Below are 26875 nucleotides of genomic sequence, written 5' to 3' on the forward strand. Positions count from 1 at the left end.
CCAGTCTTGTAGTGCTTTCCTTTAATTGACACGTTCATAGGCCGAAGGCAGCCCGATCCGTGAACATCGTGATCTCCGGATGGGTTCGCAGAATAGTAGCTGGACATGCCGTGCTGATCGAATCATGGAGCGCCGCCTGTAAAGCATTGCGTTTGGACACCCCAGGTACAATTCCGTACAGGTGACGGCCAGCCAGCAAGGCTGGTACCGTAAGCGTCAGCGCATGGGTTGGCACCTCGTCCAGCCCGGTAAAACAACCGTCATTCACCTGCTGGCGGCGGCAGGCTTCCTCCAGTTCGACCGCTTTGACCAGCTGCGGGTCGGTAAAATTAGCGACTGGCGGATCATTAAACGCGATATGCCCGTTTTCCCCGATCCCGAGGCAAACGATATCAATAGGCTCCTCGCTCAACAAAGCCGAATATCTCTGGCATTCCTGCACCACATCAGCGGCGAGACCATCCAGCAGTTCTACCCGGCCAGGGTTAACCCGACTATATAGCCGATCTGTCAAAAAACGGCCGAAACGCTGGGGAGCCGAAGCCGCAAGGCCAATGTATTCATCCATATGAAAAGCATTGACCCGGGACCAATCAATCCCCTGCTCCCGCACCAGCCCCTCGTACAGTTCATTTTGCGAAGGTGCGGCTGCAAACACGATTCGGACCTGACGCGCGGAATCTTGAAGCAAAGCTCTAATTTTCTGCGCAACCTGCGATGCCGCCGCAGCGCCCATTAGGCTACGATCTTCATAAACCTGAACGGACATCTGCTCTACTCTGTGTGTCTCTAACGGTTTAATGATGTCATTCATCCCGTTCATCCTTTCCGGGCAACTATTGTCCTTGGCACCAGACAGATTAATTCCCGTTTAACTGAATGTTCTGAACACGCTCGTAAGCTTCCTTATAAGTGCTCAACAACTTATCCACGCCGAGATTGTTCATCTCCTCCACATATTTGTCCCAGTCGGCCAGCTTTCGGGAGCCGGTTACAAACTTGGCAAAGCTTTCATCGCGGTGTTTTTGGATCGCCTGGCCGGTAATCGCAATAATTTCATTCTCTTTCTCCGTAAATGCAGGCCGTGGCTGCATCATGGACGGATCATATTTCGTTGCTTCTTCAAAGGCATACTTCAAATTGTCTGAGAACAACGACAGATGTGAGCCAAAGTCGATCCATGTGTACGTTCCGCTAGTCTGAAGTCCTGTCTGTTTCCGCATTTCGATCACATCGTTGTACTCTGGTTTGAACTTGATCGTGTCGCCTTCCTTCACATACGTCTCGCCCTCCACGCCCCAGCTGCTGAGCGCACGTCCCTCTTCGGAATAGAAAAAATCCATATAGCTCATCACTTCATCGATATTCTTGGAGGTTGAAGCTACGGTTAGGCCACCTTCCATATAATGAAAATACGGGTTCAGTTGCTTGCCGCCGGCAATGCCCGCTGGAGGAGCCATAAACTGCATGTTGAAGTCCGGATTTTCTTGCTGCATCGCATTGTTGAAAAAATCGATCCGGCTGATGTAATCAATGGTCACAAACGATTTGCCCGTGGACACCATGTCCTGCCATTGCTTAGTTTGCAGAGATAGAAAGTCAGGCGGAATCAGCCCTTCGTCATAAAATATTTTCCACATGCCAACCATTTCCTTGTAACTATCTTCCGTAGGCCCAAAAAGCCACTCTTTTTTATCAAAATCATAATAAGCCCCTTCACCTGTCCCGTAATTCACAGTCATATTGGCATTCATTTCATCGGGAATTTGTCCGTAGCGGATCGAAAGCGGATAGCTGTCCGGATATTTCGCCTTCAAGGTTTTTAGAGCTGTATGCAGCTCCTCATATGTGGCTGGTGCCTGGATTCCTTCTTTGTCAAAAATGTCTTTACGGTATAACCAGATCATGCGATTCGTCTCGCCAAAGCCCTGATTCGGGAACATATACATTTTGCCATCAGCAGACAGTGCAGCCTTCGCTTCCTCTGGATATTGCTTTACCCAGGCGGTCAGATTCGGCATTTTGTCCATATACTCCATCAAATCCACCAACGCACCCTGTTGCCCGAATTTATTTGATTCTTTGCGGTTAGGCATATACATCAGATCCGGCATTGCCTTCGAGGCAATCGCCAGGTTCAAGCTCTCTTCAAGCTTCCCTGAAGGGGTCTGCACCTCGAGTGTGACACCGGTTTTCTCCTTCAGCCAGCTCCAAATGGGCCAGCTTTTCGAATAAGGGAACGTAGCATTGTTGTCTAAGAGCGCAGTGAAGGTTTTTTCCGTTTTGGACGAATCAGTAGGTGAAGCGGTACTGCTGCCCTGAGTATTACTCTGCGGCGAGGTGTCATTGCCCCCTCCGCTGCAGCCAGTTACTACGGTTGCTGCAATCACCAGTGGCAGCAGTACAGATTTCCATTTGTTCATTACGATCTCTCCCTTATTCTGAATTTGTGACGGTACCACCCGCCTCAGCCTTTAACTGCGCCAATCATGGCCCCCTTAACGAAATACTTCTGTACAAATGGATACACAATCAGAATCGGAAGCGTCGAGACCATAATCGTCGCGTACTTCAGCGATTCTTCTATAACCATGTTGTCACCTCCAATGCTAGTAACATCTCCCGAGCTAGCACTGCCAGCCAGCACCAGATTGCGCAGCAGCACTTGCAGCGGGAACAAATCCGGTGAGCGCAGGTAGAGCAGCGGGTAAATAAAGTTATTCCACATGCCAACCGCGTAAAAGAGCGCTATGGTGGCGAAGGAAGCCTTGGAAAGCGGAACAATAATACGGATAAATATGCCGATATCATTCAGTCCGTCGATGCGGCCTGACTCCTCCAGCTCTTTAGGAATGCCGGAGAAAAAGGTCCGCATCAGAATCAGATTCCAAGTGCTAACCGCCCCCGGCAGCACCATGCCCCATACGGTATCGACCAGTTCCAGGGAGCGAACCACGAGGAACGTAGGAATCATCCCTCCGCTGAAAAACATCGTCACCACAATCAACAGGGTGAAGCTCTTGCGCAGCGCCATATCACTGCGTGAGAGTGCATAGGCACCCGTGGAGGTGACCACCAGCGAGATAAAGGTGCCAAGCACGGTGTAAATGAGTGTATTTTTGTAAGCCACCCAGATTTGCGAATCTCCGAGTACAAGCTTATACATATTCAGGTTAAAACCCTTAGGCCAGAAAGAAACTGTATTCTTCATGACATGCACATCACTACTGAGAGAGACAGCGAGCATATGCAGGAACGGATAAAGCGTGACCACCACAACCACGAGAAGGATAAAAGTGCTCACGACATTAAACCAGGATAAACGGGGTGATCTCATCACCACACCTCTTTTCTACCATAAACTTGTCTCGCTTACACGACGGCTGATGTAATTTGCTGTATAGATGAAGATCAAGCTAATCACGCCCATGAAGAGATCAATAGAAGCGCCATAGCTGAAGTTCCCCTGCACCATACCCACCCTATAGACATAAGTACTGATAATATCCGCTGTATCGTAGATCGCCGGGTTCTGCATCAGGAACACCTTCTCGAAGCCAATCTCGAGCACTTTACCGATATTAAGAATCAAGGTGATCACGATGGCGGGTGAAATGCCGGGCAAGGTGACATGCCATATTTTACGCATGCGGCTGGCTCCGTCCATATCAGCGGCTTCATACAGCTGCGGGTCGATAGCGGTCAACGCGGCCAAGTAGATAATAGTCTCCCAACCGATATGCTGCCAGATTTCCGACAGGACATAAATACCGCGGAACAATCCAGGTTCATTCATGAAATTGATCGGTCCAATCCCTATGGCACCAAGCAGATTATTAATCAGCCCTCCGGTTGGGGATAAAAACATAATCACCATACTGGCTACAATGACATTTGAGATAAAATGCGGAAGATAGCTGACGGTCTGCACAACACGTTTGAAAGCAGCCTTGCGCACCTCATTAAGCAAAATCGCCAGTAGAATTGGTGCCGGGAAGCCGAAAAACAGCTTATATAAACCAAGCAGAAAAGTATTTTTCATCAGCGGCCAAAAATCGGGATTCTCAATAAACATCCTGTAATATTTGAGTCCCACCCAATCGCTGGCCCAAATTCCTTTAAAAAGATTGTAATCCTTGAAAGTGATAACTAATCCAAACATCGGCGCATAGCGGAAGATCAAATAATACAACAGGCACGGCAGGAACAGCAGCCAGAGCGCCTTGTTTTTATTCCAAGTTCTAAGGATTCCCGTTTTGTGGCGTTGGGGTCGCCGGTGCACTTTCTTTCGCATTTTGTCCTGCACTACGCTAGCTTGAGCCATATGCATGTCTCCTCTTGTTAAAATGATCATAAATCATATAGATGTCAGATTACTTCCCCCTTTTTTCTGGGATTTGTCTCCGAATTATAGCTGCATTTCTTTGGAAAGCGCTATCTACATGTTATATAACATTTCGCCTTAACTGCGGATTTCCATAGAATAGCGTACAAATCAGCAAAATTGCATATTGTTGGTGTTAGCTTTTTGCCGCTATGATAGAATTAATCCAATTCATTTACGGGTGCATCCAAAGGGGGATACATATGAAGGGATCCGTTACAGGCAAATTTGCGCTGAATGCCCTGTTCGTTAAGCTGATGCTAAGCTTCCTCAGTGTCATCTTGATTTTGGCATCATTTAATCTGTTCTCCCATCTGTATTTAAGCGGCAAAATCTATAAGGAGATGATCCGTCAAAATGAGCTTGGACTCGCACAAACGGTCGAAGGCTACGAAAATCATTTCCGGTTGACCCAGAACATGATTCTTGCCCTCACCCAATCCGATTCATGGACTGCCAATCTGGGCATTTTAAGCCACCTCAAAGAGAACCGTCGATATGATATCCCGGCAGAAGTGACATCGGATCTCTCAACTTTGTATGCTAATCCTTTTCTGCATATCGAAAATTTCATTCTTTATTTTAAAAAGGAAGATTATGTACTGGAGAGGGAGGGCCTAAGCAGCGCCGCAGATATGTTCGGTAAATACTACTTCAGTGCAGAATACCCTCCGGAGTACTGGAGCCGGCAAACGATGGGCAATCAATTTTTAAAAGTCATGCCCGCCGTAACCTTTACCGAGAAAACTATACATTCCACCCGTACGCTCGGAAGGTTAATGCCAGTGCTGGTCAAAGCGATTCCTTATGAGGAAGTGTATGGGATTGTCATGCTGAATCCGCAGCTGATGCAGGATACCTACGGTGATGCCGGCAATACCCCATTCTATATTCTGGATGCACAAGAAAATTTATTGTTCTCTACATCAGATGTTAAACTGCAAACAAGCCAGCTTCCGGAAAGTAGCAATGCCCATGAGCGGGTCGGAGATCAATATTACTTCTATGAAAAAGGTAAACAAACCGGATTCACCTATATCCGAGTGACCGAGGTAGCGGCTATTGCCGCAGAAATGCGTGGTATGCAGCTATTGCTGGCTGTGTTACTCTCTGCGGCAGTACTGATCAGTGTTCTCTCATCCCTGATCTTCAGCCATCGGCTTAACCAGCCGCTCCAGCGCCTGATTGCTGCCTTGGACCGTAAAGCGGGCAGCCGGCCAGAAAAATTGAGCAGTGTGAAGGAATTCGCCATTATCGGCGACCGCCTGAGCTCCATTTTGGAGAATAACCGATTCATCCAGACCGATCTTGATCATAAGAACTCACTGGTACGCCAATATGCCTACACTCATAAAGTGAAAAATATCCCGCTGAGTAAAAGTCTTGCGGAGCTTGAAGATGTCCGGCAATCCGAACTACCCTATGCCTCCATTCTGTTCAAGGTCAGCTTCAAAACCTTGCCGGACGAATTTGAGAAACACACACTGATGTTATGGAAGCTAATCCAAACCTTGATCACCGGAGGTGAAAGCGACAGCGTCGCACTCCAGCCGGAGCAGGATCAGCTCTTGCTGCTCCTGTTCAACCCCGGACCGCAGAGCAGTTTTCTGCAGGCTCTTGATACACTGAAAGAACTGCTGGATTCGGAGATATCCTTATACCTGACTATTGCTGTAAGTCCGGTATATTCAGGCGAAACCTCATTTACCGATGCCTACAATAATCTATCGATGTTGTTAAATGAGCGTAGATTGAACGGGGAAACACAAATTATCGTAGAACCTAGAGCCTCGTCCGCCAAATCCTTTCATTTAAAGGTGACACACGGAGAGGAGCTGCACAATCTGCTGCAGTCTGGCAATGAGGAGGCTGTATTCGCTTGGCTGGATCGTCAGCTGGAGCAACTGCAGCACAAGGACGCGGCGGCGGCGGATTTTCGGGCATTTGCCTTGGGAGCAGCGGAACAGACGAGCAAAACGGTGACGAAGCTGAATCTGCCCCAAGCGGAAGCGGAGCGTCTCTTACCACCCCGTCTAGAGCCATTTAACGCTTTCCACTCAATGGATCAATACAAGGAATGGCTGCGTGATCTGGTTCGTCGTGTGCTCGTGGTCATCAGTAACCGCTCGGAGCCGCGCGACCCTATTATCAGCTTTGTGCTGGATTACTTAGACAAACATTACGGCGAGGACATCAACCTCAACCTAGTAGCAGACAAGTTGAATTTAACTCCAGGTTACCTGTCCAGCATTTTTAAAGAGAAAACAAACATCAACTTCAGTGAATATCTGAACAATCTGCGAATTGAGCGGGCCAAAGAGCTGCTAATGAATCTGGAACTGCGGATTCAGGATATCGCGCTTCAGGTCGGTTATCAGAACGTAAATTCCTTCATCCGTATGTTCAAACGTTGTGCCGGAATAACTCCGGGGGAATACCGCAAGCGCTATTCCCGTGATGATTCACTCCCCTCCTCCGGCCTTGGCTTATAAAGGGGCTACATTGCAGAGGAGAGGACAAAAAAGGCCCCCATTGGCTGGGGGCCTTTTTGTTGTAAAGATTTGCAATCAGAATCCCGTTTTCGGAATCTCTATTGGCACAATATTATAGGGTGCTGTCCTCCCCGTCCGCACCTGATACATCTGGTCATGGGCCTTTTTCGCTGCTTGCACGAAAGGTTCATATGGACGGTTGCAGACATCCACTACGCCGATTTGATAGTTTTCTCCGTCATAACGTCCAAGCACAGGCTGATCATTCCATTGAAAATAATGAACTCCGATCAGCTGCGGGATGGCTGCCCCCTGCTCTACATAATAACGGTAAGCTTCACCGCGCTCCTTCTGGGTTGCCACCGCACGGATCCCATAAGCCAACATGCCGCCTTCAGCCGCACCAAAATGATATTCCCCAATCATGACTGGTTTGTTCAGTCGTCCGCTGATCTGGGCGATCTGTTCCTTGTCAGGACTGAACTGATAGCAGTTCATAGAGAATACATCAAACCATTCGCAGCCCTCCAGCACCTCATCACTGCCAACCCAGGCATAACGCATTCCCAAATTCAGATGATTCGGATCCGTCTGCTTGCAAAGACAGGCTGGCACTTCTACATACCGCCGGATCATGATCCGGTTGAACTGGTTATAATCCACTTCTCGGGCAGAAGTGAGATTATCCCCGGTTACATTCACATTCGATACATCGTATAAATCCTCGAATTCTTCAAAAACACTATCCCACGCCATGTTTAATTGCTCCACTGTTTTGTACTTTTCTGCAAGCCAGCGAATGAATTCCTTCTTGCTGGCATAACGGACCGGAGATTTCAGCATCTGCCCGGTCAAATTCAACCCATCCACGAATGCCCAATGCGGCTCATTACGCATGAAATAGCCAACCATTCTCTGATCTTCCCTTAATGGAAGAAGCTGCTCCGCAAAGCTCCCGGCATTCCGCTCATACTCCGGGCTAAACACATCCGGGAAATCCCGGAAAATAGATTGCTCCGTCATAGGAAAGTCCACTAGAGGATAAACATACGGAAGCTGAGATTCCTCAATAAAAAGATCATTGGACCAGTTACCGATGGTGTTGAATCCCCATTGTTGTAAGCGAAAATCCGTCATAGCCACCCAGTTAGAGCGCCACTCCGCCCCAAAAGCAGTGATCAGATTGGCAATCTCGAAGCTGAATTCCTCGCCATCCTGTGACCAAGCTTCTTGATAGATTCCTTCCCGCTCCGGCAATGAGGGTATCAAGTGCTCCATGCCAGTTACATGCATAGAACAAGCCGGACCCACACAGTCCATCCCCGTACTGAACAGGGCATAACCCTCTGGGTCAACGAACCACCAGCGGCTGCCGTCAAACTCCGTGCGGAAATATCCAGTTGCCGCGAATCTCAGCGCTTTCCAACCTCCGTACCTGCTGAGGTCACCTCCACTGTGATCAACTTGTGCCGCAAGTTGCCGCTCTGCGCGCAGCCGTTCCGTCAACGCTTCTGCATCAACCGTTTTCCCTGGCCAATCCCTTCCCTTTAATTGGCCCAGATCATCTATATATGGTTGCTGTTCATACTCAAAGGCGGGCTCAGTTAGACTTAGAGCCAAGCCACTAATTTGCACAGCTCTACTTGTTGTTGAAGGGAGAGTAGCGATAGAGAATCGGGTGATATGCTTGCGATCGATGCCTGCATCTCCCCGCAGTACTGTCTGCATCACACCCGGATAACGGGGAAGGAACAACTTCTCCCCATTTAAATGAATCAAGGGTAAACAAATTTTCGTGCGCACACCAGGTAAAATTCCTACATGATAAGTAATGACGCGATGATCCCGATCATAAAAACTGAATAACAGCACCAGAACGTCATGGCTTTCATGGTAAACCTCCGCATTAACGAAACCATAATCGCACCAAGCGGCGGATCCCAGATGCCCTGGCTGAAGCTCAAATCCACCACCTTCTGGTGTAGTGATTAACTGAAACGCCTCAGAGGAAGTCGCAGTAAGTTGTGTATGGGGGGCACTTTTAAACCATTCCATAGGGAAGGAGACAGATAAATTCATCGGTATACCTCTTTTCTCTAAACTGTTTACCTTACTGAAATCAGTTGAAAAAGCTGTGGGTCTGCACCTAGACGGGGATCATGGCAGCGTATGGATTCAAGAAACACACAACCCCAGCCCCCACGCTGTTCTCCTGCTACGGTAAGAACTCTTCCGTCATTGCTCCCAATAGTCAGTGAACCTGCTTCTGTCTTTGTAAGCAACCATATAAACTGATCTTCGTTGTCACGAATAGGCTCCAGCAGCAAGGAATTCAACGGGCCAATAGATAAGGCCTTTTCACTGTTTCGAATTCTCGCCCTACCCTTCTCCCCGTATTCAACTGTCCATCTCTGCTGCTGATCTTCATACGAAAGCGTACGGACTTCGACGTTCAGGGTCTCCTCATGTTCAATAGATTGATTTCCCGCCGCCAGATAAAGCCCCATTCCTAAGCTTTTCAATCTGAACAGACCACTACCAGAGCCGCATTCCACAGCTACGATTCCCTTCCTTAGGTCAATCACCGTTCGCTCTGCCCAGTCAAGCTTCATTTCCCGGTCAGAAGGAAAGCTCAGCGGCAGAAATACATAGGAAGAGGCATAATAATCCGCAGGGTCCCAGCGATCCCCAACATACAGGTAAGAGCACTGGTCATTGTCTGTTCCTACAATAGGAACTATAAAAGCAGGCTGGCTGTCGTATGTAGTGATGTCGCCCAAAGGCAGCAAGGGTGACCAACGACCAAATAATTCCTCAGACCAGGCATAGGTTCCTTGGTTAGGCAACCAGCCCGTACAGGCGGACGAGATGAGGAAGTATACACCCTGACGTTTCATTAATGCAGGTGCTTCACGCGCTTGTCCGGGCCACAAGGTCTTGACCTGTTCTTCTATGCTGAGGTAATCAGGTGACAGACGATACATAATAAGATCAGCATTTTCCCTTGCCGCGGAGATAAAATAAGCCGTCCCATCGTCATCCTGGAACAAGGTGCAGTCACGAGACATGTTACCTATCGGATTAAAGCTGCCCCGGTAAACATAATCCCCATCTACCGTCCCGCAATCAGCGATCGCGCAGCGCGCATCAGAGTAGTCGCGTCCATTTTCCCAATGCATCCACATAACAAATCTCCCTGTAAGTTTGTTGTAGAGTACTTTTGGGCGCTCAATTACCGCACCCGTTGGGCGACCCTCCCTGTCCAAGGGTTCAAGCTCTAATGTGGTGCGATGATAAATCGGCTGTACCGGTGAATCGAGTGTGAGCACATCATTGCGCCATTCCCAATTCACTAGATCCACAGATCGGTAGCAGTTCACTCTCCGCCGATCCATCCGGTTCTCACCAAACCAGTAATAATATCCATCCTTATAGAGCATATGTCCACCATGTGCATGTACAGGGTTCCCGCTCATATCCAGAAGCGGAGCGCTATTTAATAGGGTGACTATATTCGCGTTTTCGTCCATGATTATCCTCCAGAGGATTAGATTTTTATACAAAAAAGCAGGTCCGGCCAAGGATGACCTTAACTGAACCTGCTGTTCTTGCGAACTTATTTCAATCCCATCTGAGACATCACATCCACCTTGCTAGCATTGTTATACCATTCGTTGATTTCTTCGGAAATTTTCGTACCGCCTTTGTCATGCCATTGCTTCACGAAGTCATCGTACGCAGTTAGCGGCTCTTTACTGTAAATAATTTTGGTGAAGGTTTCCTTTTCCATCGTATTCAGTTGTTCCCAGGTTGTCTGCATAGTCTTGGTAGGAGGACCGTTAAATGCATTTGGAAGCAGCGACTCTCTATTCTCATAGGAAATCACATATCCCTCTTTGGCTGTTTCATCATTTGAAGCCGATCTGATCAAGACCCCATTCTCTGCTTTTGCACCTTTGGAAAGATCATAAAAAGATTTACCTGGACCATCAACACTAGGTGTATTTTTGGTAAAAGCCATTTTCCCTACACCTTGAGCGGCATCCAAAGGCGTATTGAATTTTTTTGAATCGAATACCACTTCATCGCCTACGATGTCATAATCATATCCCTGAGCATAACCATATTTGAAATCTCCGGTACCAAATGCTGCATCGTAAAGCTTGTCATAATACAAGAAGAAAGCTTCCATATTGTTAAAGTCTTTATTAAACATAAAGACACCATCGTTCTGTTGACCGGATTGGTAGGTTCGATCCCCACTTACACCGTTGATAGTTGGGTAAGCTTTGATTTTAGCCCCTTTTACGTTAGTTTCCACATCTTTAACACTGCCGTACAGCCAAGGACGGCCAATAATAATTCCTGCTTTACCTTCAGTGAAATCCGCCAGTGCATCCCATGCACCCTGTGTAGCCAGCTCTTTATTTAAATACCCTTTGGAGTACCAATCGCGTAGTTTAGCTAACGCATCTTTTGTCCCATCAGCGACAGAACCGTAAGTGAGTTTACCATTGTCGTTATACCATTGGCCGGGGAGACTCTTCCCTGTATAAGCACTAAAAATCATTACAGAGTCACTCACCCAACCCGTGTTGTAAGAATCTTTTCCCGAGAAATCAAATCCATAAGTATCATTTTTTCCGTTACCGTCCGGGTCATCATTCGTAAAGGCAGCGATTACCTGTTCAAATTCATCTATATTTGTTGGCGCTTTTAAATTTAATTTATCTAACCAATCTTGACGGATAAGCATGACTTCACCTTCAGTGAGATTGGGCGAGATCGCCATCCCATAAACCTTGCCGTCCTGGATAACCGGGTTGAACGTTGTTGGATATTGTTTATATATTTCTTTCAGACGCTCAGGCATATATTTGTTAATGTCTTCCGCAATATCTTTTACAAGTCCAGATTGAATCAGATCATTTTCTAAGGAGGTGTCATACACTGGCAAAACATCCGGAAGCTTCTCGGAACCAGTGAGCGCTAAACGAAGTTTCGTATTATATTGGGAGGCATCACCGCCCAAAAGAGTAGTTTGGATGTTAATCCCTAGATTCTCGACACCCCAGCGGGTCAACACATTATCATTTAAGCTCTCCCCGTTGATATATTTACCGGCATTCTCATCTTGTTGCTTGGCGATGTTGATAGTAATAGGAGGATCGTATTTGCCGTCTTTGAGAACCGCTTCTGCCGCATTAGATTCTTTACCGTTTGAGCCGCAGCCCGCTAGCAATCCTGCCATCAATACAGTAGTCGTTATTAAGGCCCCTGTTTTTTTCATCAATAAGCTCCTTTGAATTAAAGTTTTTATATGTTGGTCACGTTATTCTTTTACAGCACCCAGAACGATGCCTTTGACAAAATACTTCTGTAGAAACGGGTACACAAGGATAATGGGCAGTGTGCTAATAAAAATTTGCGCAGCTTTGATACTCTGTTCTGACAACGCGGCTGCTTCTGATTGACTAAGTGCCATACTCTGCGCTGAACCTTGCACAACTACAGTCTGTAAGAATGAAGCTAACGGATAGTCCGTTGTATTCGACATATACAAAATCCCATCAAACCATGCGTTCCAGCTCCCCACCATGATAAACAATCCGACGGTTGCCAGACCGGGAAGGGAAAGCGGAAGATAGATTTTCCGGAAAATGACGAAGAACGAAGCCCCATCGATAAATGCCGCCTCTTCAAGCGCCTTAGGGATTGTTTTAAAGAAATTCATAATCAGAATCAAATTGTAAGCTCCGAAGGCACCGGGAAGCACGAGCGACCAGATTGTATCCTTGAGCCCAAGTTTCGTAACCAATATATAAGAAGGAATCAATCCACCGGAAAACAACATCGTGAAAATAAAAATCCACATTAAAGCATTACGCCCCCGGAAATCTTTGGACAAGGCATACCCTGACGTTGTAATAATAAACATACTGATTAACGTCCCCAGCACCGTCCGGACCACTGAGATTCTCATGGAGCCTGTAAAATTCGTGTTTTTAAAAGTTTTCACATAGGCTTCGATATTAAAGTCCACCGGCCAAAAGGATACCAAATTCCCATTTACCGCTGTCTTACTGCTAAATGATTGTGCTAGCAAATGAAGCATAGGCAATAAACACGATAAGGCTACTAGAATCAGGAGGATATGATTGAAAATCGAAAATATCCTATATCCCTTGGATTTATAATACACTCCCATTCCTCCTAACTGTTTTGAAAGCTTAACAACTTCGACTTAAAATATTTTGTAGTTAGCTACCTTGTAAGCAATTCGATAGGAAATTACGATTAAAATGAAGCTGATGCCAGATTTAAACAACCCAACAGCGGTACCAAAACCGTATTGGCCATTCAATAAGGATGACCGGTAAACATAAGTATCGATGATATCTCCCGTACTATATACGAGTGGATTGTATAAGTTAAAGATTTGGTCAAATCCTGCATCCAAAATATTTCCAAGGCTTAACGTCGCAATTACGATGATCATCGGCATCATACTCGGTAAGGTAACATGGCGTATTTGTTGGCGGCGTGACGCGCCGTCTATCTCGGCGGCCTCATAATAAGAAGGGTCGATCCCTGTGATCACCGCTAAGTAAACAATCATGCCAAATCCGAAGTTTTTCCATAAATCACTGATGATGATCGTCGGTCTGAACAGCGTAGGATCACCCAAAAAGAAAATTGGTTTTAGTCCGAGGAAATTCGTAAGAAAATGATTTATGCCCCCGTCAAGACCCAGGATATCAATCATGATTCCGGCAACGGTTACCCAAGAGAGGAAATGCGGTAAATAGACCAAGGTTTGAATACTCTTTTTAATCCCCATGTTTCTAATCTCGCTTAGCAGAATCGCCATAAAGATAGGAACGATAATTCCCACTATAATTTTGATTACAGCAATAATGAGGGTGTTGATAATAGATTGTGTCGCCTCTTTATATTGAAAGATTCTTGCGAAGTTATCCCAACCAATCCAAGTTGAACCTGTAATTCCAAGCCAGGGCTTGTAATCCTGAAAGGCCATCACTAATCCGACCATAGGACCGTAGGCAAAAATTAGAACGAATACCAAAGCTGGGATACATAAAACATACAATGGCCAATTTTTTTTGATTTCCTTTTTCCAAGGATTTTTTCTGCTTTTTTTAACGTTGGCTTTCTCACTCCATTTGAGCTGGGTATTCATTATCTGTGCTATTGTGCTTACCCCCTTTTACATTCTTGGCTGCTAATTTCTTTCTGGTTTAATGTTAACAAAAGCGCTTTCATTCGAAAATGTCTCAAATTAAATATCATAACCACTCGCTAAACATCTTTATAAACGCTTTCATTTTGCGAGAGCTCTTCCCTTTTTCTTTTGGAATATATGGCTTATGATGAATTCACACGAGTCCTAGCGACAGGAGTAATGCTTATGATTAAAAAAGTAAATATGAAACGATTCATATATTTTTTCGTTTTTTTCCTTTTACTTACCTTAAGTTTGTTTTTCATAATGAACTCCCTAGGTTCCAAAACCATTCAAGAGAGCTTGGTTAACTCCTCCAAAAATCAGCTAGCTTATACGGAAAGCATACTGGATGGCATCATCTCTGAGGCAAGTTTGTATGGCATCCAATATACAGCCGACACCTCCGTACGTTTCTATCAAAGCAAAATACAAGAGATGAACAATTACGATGCCCAGATGAAAAAAAATGATATCTATGACCGCATATCAGCACCACTTCTCTCCAGTCAGGCGATTGAATCTATCGGTATCTACTGGAAATCGGACGGCACTTTTATTTTTACGGGTCATGATTCGCTTGCCAAACAGCCCTTTCAGAAGGTCACGCAGCGAGGCTGGCAGATTGTTAATAATAATTTGTATTATTTTTCAATCTACCCTTATATTCATGAGCCTAAGAATCCTGCCAATATTCAATACATTGTGGGCGTTAAGCTGAAAAAGGAGTATTTAACAAGTCTTTTAGAAAAAGCAGTGAGTGGCGGTGAGAGCTCCAATGCCTTTTTGCTTGTGAACAAGAGTTTGATGATTAGCAATAAAGCGGTGGATATTCGAATCGAGGAAAAAGCCAAGGAGACGATAACACCCAATGCACATGAAATTCTAAAGTTTGACTATCATATCAACGATGACGATTATTATGTTTTATCGAAGTATATTGAGCCGATTGATACGTATCTTGTTACCTATACGCGAATGAGTGATTTTTTGAATCCGCTTAACCGGAATACACAGGTGTTTTTTGTCAGCATCCTAATGATCCTGATCATTGGTCTTATCGTGATTTTTATGTTCTATCGAAACTATTATCGTAATGTATATTTGCTCGACAAGAAATTCTACCAAGTGGAACAAGGGAATTACAGCACCAGAATTAGTGAGAACCCGGACAATCAATTTTATAGTCTATTTAAAAGCTTTAACCACATGGTCGCCAAAATACAGGCTTTATTCGCTTCATTAAAAATAGAAACCGAGCTGCGCAGAAACGCGGAAGTGAAACAGCTGCAGGCTCAGATCAATCCACATTTTCTTTACAATAATCTGTTTTTCATTATGGCTGTGGCAAAAACTTCACCGGAAGCCGTAATGCAGATGAGCAAACATTTAGCAGAGTACTATCGTTATTTAACAAAAATGAATTCAGATAATGTTACGTTGGCTTCTGAATTGCAGCTTGCCGATCATTTTTTATCCATCATGTCACTTTCCAAAAAAATAAATTATGAAATCAACCTGCCCCCTGAACTGGGAGAGCATCTGATTATGCCACTGATTATCCAGCCTATGGTCGAGAACGCGATTCAGCATGGGATTGAAGAACAGCAAGGGGCTTATCGCGTTACTATAGATGTAAAAGCACTTGATACTGGAGCGTTAATTATTGTTGCCGATGACGGTAAGGGGCTTACTGCTGAGGAAATACACCAGCTAATGGCCAGACTTGAGAATGAATCCCCCCCTGAAGGATCAAGAGGAATTGGTCTTTGGAACATTCATCATCGCCTCAAAAATGCTTATGGTGAATTAAGCGGGCTGCGGTTCTTCATCAATGACTGGGGCGGTTTATCCGTGCTGGCATTCATAGATTTCTCGCTGGATGAAGGAGGTCAATATGCGATTACTGATAGTTGATGACGGGCATTACATCGTTGAATATTTAAAACACCTGCTGGATTGGAACAAATTTGGGATTGAGCATATTGAGACGACAACAAATTCGATTGAAGCCAAGGAGCTATTGAATCAGAATCATATAGATATTCTTATTACAGATATTCGTATGCCCGAGGTATCCGGCATTGATTTACTGCATCATGTTCATGAAAAAAAGCTCAAAACCAAGGTGATTTTTCTTTCCGGTTATTCTCAATTTGATTATGCACAGCAAGCCATCCGTCTGGGCGCTTTGGATTATTTACTCAAGCCGGTAGATAAAGAGGATATGGAAAAAGCCATGAGTCAAGTTATTAAGAGTATCGCTGAGAAACCCTCAAAAACCCCAGTGGTAGAGAAAAAGATAGATGGGCTAGGTTACCTGCTTTCTGTCATTAGCGAATCTTCCCCAATACGTTATGATCACAGTACATTCGATTCTACCTTCCGGAATGAGCATTTTTGCTTTTTTCATGTCTCAGGGGCTAGTGGGAAAGATGAAATGATGTTAAAAGATCATAATGGTGGACGAGACTTTATTTGGACCACTCCATCAGCCATTACTGGAATTATTCCAGAATCAAATATCGAAACTGTGGCAAGCAGCGTCGATTCCATTTCTTTTTCCGAGCCGTTTGAATTTTCTCAAAAGCATGCTGTTCGGCATATTTTTTATCATTTCTTTTTTAATGAAAATATAGGTACCAGTGACTTTACTATGCTGCATGACTCTAGTGCTCTCCCTAAATTAGAGCTGGGAGAATGGGAGCAAACCAGAAAAAACATTTTAAAAAACTTTGCCAAGCTCACTGTCAAAAAACAAAAGCTCCTCTACCTGCTCGAATTCATTAATTTGCTGTATTCCACAACCGCTAAAATACAATCAGCTGAGGCCGCAGACTGGATTTTCAATCAATTATCAGAGCCAAATACGGCTCTTCAATCCATCTTGCAGAGCCTCACCCAATTAGATAGAAGCGCTAAATTTTCCAATCAAAATATTGTTCATACCATTCAAGCCTATATCTCCAATCATATTAGTGAATGCTTGAGCCTGGAGGATTTAGGGAAAATTGTTCACCTCCATCCTGTTTACCTGTCCAAATTTTATAAGCAGGAGACGGGCGAAAATTTATCGAGCTACATTTCTTCTAAACGCTTAGAAAAGGCCTCCAAGTTATTGATCGATTCCAACTTACATGTGCTCGATATTTCACATCTAGTCGGCTACAAAAAGCCACAATATTTCATTAAGCTGTTCAAAGATCAGTATGGCATTACGCCTTATCAATATCGAAGACAGCAGATTAAATGAAACAAAAATTGAACAGATCAACAAAAAAGTTTACACTTTGTATGAATAACGAACCATGGAAAGGAAATCTGCTAATGTTGCGCTCCTCCTATACCATTCGCTCGGAAGAACAAGCTTCTATGCTTTTGTTTGATTCTATTGGCTGGGAACAAGCCGAGACTCCGGCATATTCATTCAACGGCCAGAACCGGACGGAGAGAAGTTGTGTTATTTTTCAGTACACCTTATCTGGAGAGGGTAGAATTGAAATAGACGGGGTTGTTCACCCATTAACAAAGGGCAAAGCTTTCCTAGTGACTGTCCCCAGTATACACAGATATTATTATCCGGAGGAAGGTACAGAGCCCTGGGAATTCATTTGGCTGAATGTACGAGGACCTCTAGCTATTTCACTCTGGAACCAGCTGATCGGACATGGCGGTCCCATTATAGAACTCCCTCAGGAATCGGTTCCGATGGATTTGTTGTGGAGTATGTTCAAGGACATCCAGGTTGATGAAGAAAGAGATTTGCATTTTCTAACGGGGAAAGCCTTTCAGTGGATATTGTCCATGGAGAAATACCTCAAGAAACCGAGTTTGTTAACCACCTATATAAAAAATGACAAACTTCATGCTGCTATACAATTTATGAAAAATGATCTGCACAATAATAACCTTAGCTTAGACGATGTCGCCGCACATGTTGGAATTTCCAAACATCATCTTTGCAGACTATTTCAAAAAAACATCAATCTCTCACCTTTTGAGTATTTAAGAAGGAGACGGATCGAGCTGGCAGCATCTATGCTGAAAACAACAGATCAGACGATCTACCAGATCGCTGTGGACACCGGGTTTGACAATGCCAGCTATTTTGGCAAAGTCTTTCGTTCCTACTTTGGAGTTAGCCCCTCTACTTACCGCGAGCAGGACCTAGAGTTCCTGTCCAAGCATGTGTTTTTTGAAAATTGATGTTGCTCGGTATGTCCGTTCGGCTTCGATAGAGCTGAGTGGCGTGCGTGGCGTGCTAATTCGGGGCCGGTGGATGCAAGTAGTAACCATTCAGATTTGGTGGCGCCAACTCAAAACCATCCCCCGCCGCTTTCGGACCCAGATGACGCTATTTGCTAATTTTTCGCCTTTTGAGCACAGTTTCGGACTCCAGTGCAGCTATTCCTTCGAAAGAGGTGCATATTAGGTACTTTTCGAGTCAATAGCGACTATGCGGTCCGATAAAACTCCAAATGTGTGAAAAGGCTGCGGTTAGCGGCATTTGAGTCCGATAGCACTGTGTTGGATGGGTAAGCAACTTGCAAGTCGTACTAATTCGCATCCAGCAGTCACCAGCTTGGTAAGCAGCTTGTTAAACACCCTAATTCGAGTACAGCAGCACCGAGTCGCCCCCTCCACCGCCGCTTTCGGACTCAGATGACGCTATTTGCTAATTTTTCGCCTTTTGAGCACAGTTTCGGACTCCAGTGCTGCTATTCCTTCGAAAGAGGTGCTTATTAGGTACTTTTCGAGTCAATAGCGACTATGCGGTCCGATAAAACTCCAAATGTGTGGAAAGAGAGCGGTTAGCGGCATTTGAGTCCGATAGCACTGTGTTGGCTGGGTAAGCAACTTACATGGTGCACCAATTTGAGCCCGCCGGCTTCAGTATAAACAATCAGCTCCAGTGGCGCCAAGCTACTTGCAAGTCGCACTAATTCGCGTCTGGTAGTCCCCGGCCAAGTAAGCATCTCGCAAAGCGCCTCATCCAATAACAGCTTCGGGCGCGCAGCTAGTCACAAAAGAACTCGAAAAAGGAGAAAAAAAAAGGAAGGTGCCCAGCAGCCAATGGCTTTCGGGGCACCCTCCTTTTTTGATTAAACTTCTCTAAGCACGAAAAGTAGGCTTCTGAAATCGCCCTCTAGCTGTGGAAGCGTGAGTCCGAAGTGCATCAGCTCATCCCCTCTGTATACTCCGCCGTTAAGCTCAAGCTTATACGATTTCGCAGGGTCGAGTCCTTTCAGACGCAATCTGCGCAACGGTGGATTAGGCCCGGCCAGAACTTGGAAGTAGGTGGCGAAGGCTTCTTTTTTATCAGCGGAAACAAACATCCATGCCGTCTCGTTTCCTTCAAAAGGACTAAGCAGTCGATAGAAATCACCGTACTGAATCAGCATTCTCAGTTCCTTGTACTCCGAAACCTGCTTGCGGATATCCTCGCGTTCAGCTTCAGTAAGCTTGGTCAAATCCAGCTCGTAGCCGAAATTGCCCGACATCGCGACATGACCACGTGTCTCCAAAGGAGTAATACGATGCACCTGATGGTTAGGAACAGCCGACACATGGGCACCCATTGAACTCGCTGGATACACAATACTTGTTCCGTATTGGATCTTTAATCTTTCCACTGCATCCGTATCATCGCTAGTCCAGGTCTGTGGCATATAATACAGCATCCCCGGATCAAATCGTCCGCCACCACCAGAGCAGCTTTCGAACAAAATATGAGGGAAACGGGAAACGATACGTTCCAGCACATCATAAAGTCCAAGGATATAACGGTGTGCCGTTTCGCGTTGACGTTCGGCTGGAAGAAGCGCTGATCCAATCTCTGTCATATTCCGGTTCATATCCCATTTCACATAAGTAATCGGAGCAGATGACAATACCGAGCTAACTGACTCGACGATATAATCGCATACATCCTTGCGGGATAAATCCAGCACTAGCTGCTGGCGGGCTAACGAACTTTTATGCCCAGGTACATGGAGACACCAGTCTGGATGTTCACGGTAAAGATCACTTTCTGGCGATACCATTTCTGGCTCGAACCATAATCCGAATTCCATGCCCATTGCTGTGATATCTTCCCCTAGCTTTCCAAGACCTTCAGGCAGCTTGCGACGATCCTCTACCCAATCTCCCAGGGAGCTGTCGTCGTTATCACGTTTGCCGAACCAGCCGTCATCCAGCACGAACAGCTCCAGGCCTAGCTCTTTGCCTGCTTTAGCAATTTCTTTGATTTTATCCGCATTAAAATTAAAATAAGTCGCTTCCCAGTTGTTGATCAGAATAGGACGCTTGCTATCGCGGAATTCACCTCTGCATAATCGGGTCCGATACAGACGGTGATAGGTTCTCGATAATCCACCAAGCCCTTCACTGGATCTTACCAATACGGCTTCTGGAGCCTGAAAGGATTCGCCCGGTTCAAGCAACCACTGAAAGTTAAAAGGTTGAATACCGATCCCTACTCTGGAAATTCCGTATTGATCCACTTCTGCTTGGGCAAGGAAACTTCCGCTATACACAAGGCTGAACCCGTAAACTTCGCCATGATCCTCTGTTGCATCTTTTGCAAGCAAGGCCATAAAAGGATTCTGCTGATGGCTGCTGGAGCCGCGTTTGCTGTCAATCCGCTGGATGCCAGGAACGAGTGGTCTTTTGTGAATATGGCGTTCTCTAGTCCAAGTACCGGATAATTGCAGCATGTCATAGTCAGAATCATGGAAGTCAACATTCGCGCTTAATACTCTTTTCAGAACCAGATTGTCCTTACCCAGATTCTCAATCCGCACGGAACGTGTTATAACATCCTGATTGTTAAATACGGTATAGCTCAAGGCAGCGATCAATCCTGTTTTATCATCTTGCAATATAATTTCCAGGGTCTCTGCTTCTTCTTCACTTTCAACATAAGTAGCAGGCAGACCCTTGAGTGCAGGTTTTCCTTTATTAATGGTGTGGCTCTTATAACGGAAATCCGTTACGGTCGTGCCATCTACTAGGTGAACCTCAAGTGCCGGCTCGCGGAAATCACCGTTTCCATAAGAAGGGAATTCGCTTGGCAAGGTGTCGAGGGAGATATTTTTATCCTCCTGCAAATAAGTTGGACTAAAAGAGCAACGTTCCACCAAATTCAACGGATGTTGAAATTCTCTCCCTGCCAATTTTGGGCCCCAGTAGACATGCGCTGGAATAACACCTTTGATCATTTCAATAATATAGCTGGATTTCTCAGACTGTAAATGAAACACCTTGCGGTTGTCATCATAATAAATACCCATAATATGTTTGCACTCTCCTTAAGGTAGCTCAATAGAACGTTTATAGTTTGTAATTAATGCTTCTTCGAAGTCTATTTTAGAGTGAAATGGAAGGGTATACAATCTTAATATCTATACCTATTATAGTAAAATATTGATCTATCTATACGCAGAGTCTAAACCACTAGAATATATATCATCAAACTGTCATTTGGAGATTGGTAGCCTAGGATATAGTAGGAAAATAACCTTTTTCTTAAATATCAAAGACGGAACGTACAGTAAGCTGGGCACGCAGTTCCTCAGCCGTAGCTGGTTTATCGAGATCTTTTTTAGCAACCGTAACGGTTCTTGAAACGCCAGCTGATAGGTCGAAATAGTTATCACTGAAGATCGCATCTCTTTCCTTGAAATCAAGTCCGACGAAACGGGCATATGCTTTTGACTTCACAGTAATAACGAATTGTTCTGCTTCCTCAGTGAGTACGGCTTCAAGCTCAGGATCAACAAAGCTGAAGTGTTTCGGCTTAACGAACAAGACGGTTCCCCCGCTTATCGTTTCCCCCTCTACCTCAAATACATATTCCAGATAGGCTTCACGTTTCTTCTCTTTTGTATCCAAGACATGACCAAAATCAAGCCGATCGAACTCGGCACTGCTTAAAGCCTCAATCTTCACCGACTTCGCACCTTCCATTAGAACCTCTGATGTCGGAGTAAGCAGTCTCCATCTTAATTCACCGCTCACCTTCTCTCTGCTCTCATTAGAGACATGCAGGGAAACTACGGTTCCTTCGTCATGTGCAGAAGCAAGAACTGGAGCAAAAAAACGTCTAGCTGTATAATGCATTGCTTTCCACCGGCCATAATAATCGATGCTAGACCAGGAAGCAACCGGCCAACAATCGTTCAACTGCCAATACAATGCGCCCATGCAGCGCCCTCTATGTCTACGCCAATGCTCTACGCCACAGCGCATGCCTTCGGCTTGGATAAGCTGGGACGCATAGAGAATAGATTCAAAATCCTTCGGATATTTGTAGGTCTCGCCGATATAATAGAGAATTTTCTCATTTCCGGTATTGTTCTTCTGGTGGGACTCCATGACATAGGAGAAAATATTGCGATCCTCCGGCAGCGTAAAGGATTCAATCGTCTTCAAGCTTGGGAAGGATTGCAGGCCAAACTCAGACATATAACGCGGATAGAGCTTCCGATAATCGGTAAAAGGCTCCTTGCCATGCCAAACGCCCCAGTAATGCATGTCTCCATAGTTCTCGTCATTCGGTTTATCAAAGCTTCCTTTAGAGGAAGGAGAGGCACGCCAGTAGAAGGTATTGGGATCAACTTCCTTAGCGATAGCCGGCAGAAGCACTTCATACTGCTTGATATAGTCGGCCTTTAGCTGGAGCGAATAATGATTCTCCCAATCCCAATCGACCCAAGCCATCTCCTGTTCGTTGTTACCGCACCACAAGCCTAACGATGCGTGATGGCGTAAGCGCTTCATGTTGTCCATCGTCTCATGTGTGATATTGTCCTCAAAAGATTCTGTCAGTGCATAGATCCCGCAGGCATACAGATGATCCTGCCAGACGATAAGCCCATATTCATCGCATAGATCATAAAAATAATCGTCAGGATAATAACCGCCACCCCATACACGAATGGTATTAAAGTTAGCAGCCACGCAGCTTTGGAGCAGGCGATCCGTGCGCTCCTTAGTCACGCGAGGTAGAAGATTATCTTCCAGAATATAATCGGCACCTGTAGAAAAGATAAGTACGCCGTTGATTTCAAAAGCGAATGATTGTCCCCACTGGTCTTCTTCCTGCTTCACAGAAATCGTTCTTAATCCAATCCGCAGTTCTCGACGATCCAGCTCCTGTCCCTTCTGCAACAGTACGACCTCGACGTTATACAGGGGTTGTGCACCCAGATTATTCGGCCACCACAGCTCTGGCTCCATAATTTCCAGTGTAATATGATGATCTTCTCCGGCAGTTTCGGACACACGACGTTCAACGGCCACACCTGCTGGAGTGTGAACGCTGACTACGATTTCCCGTTCAACCTCCTGCCAACTCTCTGTTCTTACCCGAACATCCAGAGTAACCTTATCCGGCTCGTGAAATTGTGTAATATAAACATCGTCAACACGGGCACTGTCATACCCCTGAATGGAGAGACTTCTCCAGATTCCAAGATCGGGCAGCTTCGGACCCCAGTCCCAGCCGAACATGGAATGTGCTTTGCGCAGATGGGATATTCCCTCCACTGCATCAGCACAACTGCTAAGCGGCAGCTCCGCTTGCTTCCGCAGAGCAAATTCCACTGGGGAACGAAAAATCGCGTGAATGGTGTTATCGCCTTGCTTCAACACTGACTTAATGTCCACTTCATACGTCCGGTGCATATTATCACTGTTCAGAATGTTAGTTCCATTCACAAAAAGCTCGCATAACGTATCCAGCCCCTCACACAGCAGAAATACGCGGTCATGCTGTAACACTTCAGCTTCCACTTGAAAGCAACGCTGATATTCGTAATCGTAATTGGATAATTCCAGAACCTCATATTCCTGCTCACGATAGAACGGATCCGGCATTTCTCCGGCATTCAATAAATCGTGATAGACAGAACCTGGCACACTAGCCTCCAGCCAGCTCGGCTCATGCAGACGTCTCATTTTCCATTTTCCATTTAGATCTACAAGATGCATTTTCTCCCGCCTCCAAAATGTGCTATTTTGCCTTCTTATAGATCAAGTCTATCAATAATATCTTTATATTTCTTGTGTTGTGTTCTCGAGAATCATGTGCTATTTTAACATCATTAATACACTGGAGGACGAACATGCTCAAATACACCGAGGCAAGCCATATGAATCCTGAACTACTAGCAGACCCTTTCTGGGTGGAGTCCTTAAGTCAGGTATCTCCAGAACATACGCATGATTTCTATGAATTTTTCATTCTCACAGAAGGCAGATGTCAGCATATTGTTAACGGGACAGCGCAGCTGCTTCAGACTGGCTGCCTTGTCTTTATTCGGCCCAGTGATACCCACAGATATGAAGCAGATGGTGATAGCGATTGCCGTTTCCTGAACATTCCCTGCCGCAAAAGCCTCATTGAAGATGCTTTAACTTATCTGAATGAAGAGGAGTTTTTGCACGGATTGCTGAACACGCCTCTCCCCCGAATCGCCATGTTATCTCAGCTGGAAATGGCTAGTTTCGTCCGTTCTATGGAACGCATTCGCATCCTATCAACCCTAGACAAGGTTAAGTCCCGGATTTTTCTAAAAGGCCTGCTCGTCGATACACTCACCCAGCATTTTTTCTCCGCAGAGACAGTCGCTCAACCAGAATTCCCGCTCTGGCTAGAGCATGCCATAACCAAAATGCATTTAAAGGATAATTTGCACCGTGGACTTCATGCCTTGTACGAGCTGTCAGGGAGAAGCGCCGGCCATGTGAACCGCGCCTTCCGGCAATACTTGAACCAGACGCCTACGGAATATATCAACCAGCTAAAGCTCAATGTAGCCCGCAACCTACTGCTCACTACCGAGCTGCGTGTGGTCGATATCGCTTTGGAATCCGGCTTCGAGAATGTCAGTCATTTCTATCATCAATTCAAAAAATTCTATCATCAAGCCCCGCTTGATTTCCGCAGGAATGCACATGTTAATCGGCTGGTTTAGCTTTTTTATACAACAAAAAGCTTCCCTCTGCTGAAATGCAGAGAGGAAGCTTTTACATAGATAAATATATTATTTTGAGTTCCACAATTCCATACGTTCGCTATACTTCTGATTGAAGATTTCTTCTACTTTTTCATCCCCAGCTTTTTTCATATCCGCAAGCATCTTGTCGAATGTAGAATTGGCTTCGGCTTCAGAAGGAGCGATGATTACTCTCGTAATGCTTTGGTCCATAATATCTTTTACTTTTTGCGCTGTCAGCGCTTCAGGCGTTCCGCCGTCAGGGCCTAAGTTATCAAATTCTGCTGTATCCCATACGGAATCTCCAAGGCTCTTAATGGCCATTTCGTCAATTTCACTACGTTGGTATTTAACGGCCATATCGTATGGCTGTTCATTGGCATCCAGACCATTTTTAACAAACCACAACCATTTACGAACACCGCTCTTCTTCACAGCATCGTCCCAGTTATCCTTGAAGCTTTGCAGGAATGCAGGGTCTGGTTGTCTCTTTCCATCCACCATGGTGTACTGCTCGCCTTCCTTACCCCATAGCAGCAAATGTTGTCCTTCGTCACTCGCTAGGTAGTTGAACAGCTTGATAGTTTCTTCAGGGTGTTTGTTATTTTTCGTAATGGCAATAGCATCCCATCCAAGTGAGCTTCTTGGTCCGAATGTTGTTTGGGAGGTCTCTGTGCCTGGTGCTACAACCTTGTACGGGAAGAACTGATTATCATCTCCGCCATCCTTCTTCAGAGTACCATTTGCATTACCTGGGTCCCAGTATGCGCCTGGTGTGGAGAACACTGCGCCGGTAGCCAGCTTTTGAATCCAGGTTTGCGTTTTGCTGATGGCAAACTCTTTTTCGATTAGACCTTCTCTATACAGACTGTTCACATAAAGCAGCATCTCGCGATACTTTGGATCCTTAACATCATATTGTAATGTTCCATTATTATCATAGTAGGTTCTCAGACCCCACATCCCTTTAAATGTACCGAGGTTGGCGCCCATATTCTCACCGTTCATCGTCATTGGAACAGTTTCTTTTCCATCAATTGTCTTGTTTTTCTCTTTAAAATTCTTTAAAAGTGCTTCATACTCATCCGTTGTGAGTGGGGTGGAGCCATCTGCCTTATCTGGAGCTAGGTCCGCAACCAGATTTTTTCTCATCAGCATACCGAAAACAGGATCACTATCCAGGCCATACCAGTTAGCTAGGTAATAGTTTTTCCCATCCTTATAACGTGTTTTGATCAATGTGTCGCCGTACATTTCTTTAATGTCTGGTCCACTTTTCTCAATTAACTCATCGAGCGCTATAAATGCGCCACTTGTAATGTATTTATCGAGAGAAGCATCGCCCCGGCTCATTACAACTACATCTGGATAGTCACCGCTGGCTAGCATCAAGCTCAGCTTTTCCGTAGGATTACCCGTTGGCTGCTGAATTGAGATCGAAATGCCCGTTTTTTTGGTGATTTCCTGCGCAATAGCATCAGTGAAAGGTTCTCCCTTGGTATTTGAATCAAACCAGGTCAATGTAATCGGCTCTTGTTTTTTATCGTCTCCGGCCGTTTGGTTTGTATTGTTTTTTCCATCATTTGAAGCACAACCCGCTAATACACCAACGGCTAATGCGGCAGTAATACTCACGTTCAACCATTTGTTTTTCTTTATCATAGACACCCTAATTCCTCCCATTAAGTAAGTTACTTCATAAGTCTATCAAGCAACCAAGCAAGTCTGCCCGTTCACCCCCCTTCAGGGCCGCTAT

General features: G+C 45.3%; 17 protein-coding genes. 5 read left to right on the forward strand and 12 right to left on the reverse strand.

What is annotated here, in order from left to right; all coding sequences use genetic code 11:
* Nucleotides 1-34 precede the first annotated feature (34 nt).
* The 4 genes from NSQ50_RS22345 to NSQ50_RS22360 are packed head-to-tail and all read right to left on the reverse strand — an operon-like array spanning nucleotide 35 to nucleotide 4294.
* Nucleotides 35-814, reverse strand: coding sequence for a glucosamine-6-phosphate deaminase (locus NSQ50_RS22345; protein ID WP_143760544.1), 780 nt, complete (start codon nucleotides 812-814; stop codon nucleotides 35-37).
* 46 nt (nucleotides 815-860) lie between these two features.
* Entirely contained in the window at nucleotides 861-2423 is a 1563-nt protein-coding gene (locus tag NSQ50_RS22350) for an extracellular solute-binding protein (RefSeq protein WP_076224913.1), read from the reverse strand.
* Between the two features lie 44 nt (nucleotides 2424-2467).
* Nucleotides 2468-3337 (reverse strand): carbohydrate ABC transporter permease, encoded by an 870-nt coding sequence (locus tag NSQ50_RS22355; RefSeq protein WP_076224914.1) that lies wholly within the window; start codon nucleotides 3335-3337, stop codon nucleotides 2468-2470.
* Nucleotides 3338-3352: 15 nt separating this feature from the next.
* A complete protein-coding gene (locus NSQ50_RS22360) occupies nucleotides 3353-4294 on the reverse strand; it encodes an ABC transporter permease (protein ID WP_076100988.1) in 942 nt (313 codons plus the stop codon).
* Between the two features lie 293 nt (nucleotides 4295-4587).
* Between NSQ50_RS22360 and NSQ50_RS22365 the strand changes: the two genes are divergently transcribed.
* On the forward strand, nucleotides 4588-6876 hold the full coding sequence (locus NSQ50_RS22365) for a helix-turn-helix domain-containing protein (protein WP_076142257.1): 2289 nt from the start codon (nucleotides 4588-4590) through the stop codon (nucleotides 6874-6876).
* Nucleotides 6877-6951: 75 nt separating this feature from the next.
* Here NSQ50_RS22365 and NSQ50_RS22370 read toward each other — a convergent pair whose 3' ends face one another.
* The 5 genes from NSQ50_RS22370 to NSQ50_RS22390 all read right to left on the reverse strand — a co-directional run bounded on the left by NSQ50_RS22370 (nucleotide 6952) and on the right by NSQ50_RS22390 (nucleotide 14077).
* Entirely contained in the window at nucleotides 6952-8955 is a 2004-nt protein-coding gene (locus tag NSQ50_RS22370; protein ID WP_076224915.1) for a beta-galactosidase, read from the reverse strand.
* Nucleotides 8956-8981: 26 nt separating this feature from the next.
* On the reverse strand, nucleotides 8982-10406 hold the full coding sequence (locus NSQ50_RS22375) for a family 43 glycosylhydrolase (protein ID WP_076224916.1): 1425 nt from the start codon (nucleotides 10404-10406) through the stop codon (nucleotides 8982-8984).
* An 86-nt stretch (nucleotides 10407-10492) separates the two neighbouring features.
* On the reverse strand, nucleotides 10493-12166 hold the full coding sequence (locus NSQ50_RS22380; protein WP_036683168.1) for a hypothetical protein: 1674 nt from the start codon (nucleotides 12164-12166) through the stop codon (nucleotides 10493-10495).
* Nucleotides 12167-12208: 42 nt separating this feature from the next.
* Entirely contained in the window at nucleotides 12209-13078 is an 870-nt protein-coding gene (locus NSQ50_RS22385) for a carbohydrate ABC transporter permease (protein WP_080742561.1), read from the reverse strand.
* A 42-nt stretch (nucleotides 13079-13120) separates the two neighbouring features.
* Nucleotides 13121-14077, reverse strand: coding sequence for an ABC transporter permease (locus NSQ50_RS22390; RefSeq protein WP_081382600.1), 957 nt, complete (start codon nucleotides 14075-14077; stop codon nucleotides 13121-13123).
* 228 nt (nucleotides 14078-14305) lie between these two features.
* Here NSQ50_RS22390 and NSQ50_RS22395 point away from each other — a divergent pair, with 228 nt between their 5' ends.
* The 3 genes from NSQ50_RS22395 to NSQ50_RS22405 are packed head-to-tail and all read left to right on the forward strand — an operon-like array spanning nucleotide 14306 to nucleotide 18325.
* Complete coding sequence (locus NSQ50_RS22395; RefSeq protein WP_076224917.1) at nucleotides 14306-16036, forward strand: sensor histidine kinase; 1731 nt, start codon at nucleotides 14306-14308, stop codon at nucleotides 16034-16036.
* Nucleotides 16017-17372, forward strand: coding sequence for a response regulator (locus NSQ50_RS22400; RefSeq protein WP_076224918.1), 1356 nt, complete (start codon nucleotides 16017-16019; stop codon nucleotides 17370-17372). Before NSQ50_RS22395 ends, NSQ50_RS22400 begins: the two co-directional genes overlap by 20 nt.
* Nucleotides 17373-17413: 41 nt before the next feature.
* Nucleotides 17414-18325 carry a helix-turn-helix transcriptional regulator gene (locus NSQ50_RS22405; protein ID WP_076224929.1) on the forward strand — a complete coding sequence of 304 codons (912 nt, stop codon included), beginning with the start codon at nucleotides 17414-17416 and terminating at the stop codon, nucleotides 18323-18325.
* 896 nt (nucleotides 18326-19221) lie between these two features.
* Here the strand turns inward: NSQ50_RS22405 and NSQ50_RS22410 are convergent.
* Both NSQ50_RS22410 and NSQ50_RS22415 read right to left on the reverse strand, forming a co-directional pair.
* Complete coding sequence (locus tag NSQ50_RS22410; RefSeq protein ID WP_038572691.1) at nucleotides 19222-21411, reverse strand: alpha-galactosidase; 2190 nt, start codon at nucleotides 21409-21411, stop codon at nucleotides 19222-19224.
* Nucleotides 21412-21646: 235 nt separating this feature from the next.
* Entirely contained in the window at nucleotides 21647-24112 is a 2466-nt protein-coding gene (locus NSQ50_RS22415; RefSeq protein ID WP_036683182.1) for a beta-mannosidase, read from the reverse strand.
* A gap of 134 nt (nucleotides 24113-24246) precedes the next feature.
* Between NSQ50_RS22415 and NSQ50_RS22420 the strand changes: the two genes are divergently transcribed.
* Nucleotides 24247-25098, forward strand: coding sequence for a helix-turn-helix domain-containing protein (locus tag NSQ50_RS22420; protein WP_076179829.1), 852 nt, complete (start codon nucleotides 24247-24249; stop codon nucleotides 25096-25098).
* A gap of 69 nt (nucleotides 25099-25167) precedes the next feature.
* Here the strand turns inward: NSQ50_RS22420 and NSQ50_RS22425 are convergent, their stop codons facing one another.
* Nucleotides 25168-26781 carry an extracellular solute-binding protein gene (locus NSQ50_RS22425; RefSeq protein ID WP_076179830.1) on the reverse strand — a complete coding sequence of 538 codons (1614 nt, stop codon included), beginning with the start codon at nucleotides 26779-26781 and terminating at the stop codon, nucleotides 25168-25170.
* Between the last annotated feature and the right edge of the window lie 94 nt (nucleotides 26782-26875).

It is taken from the genome of Paenibacillus sp. FSL R10-2788, assembly GCF_038003885.1.
In the GTDB taxonomy this organism is placed as follows: Bacteria; Bacillota; Bacilli; order Paenibacillales; family Paenibacillaceae; genus Paenibacillus_AQ; species Paenibacillus_AQ odorifer.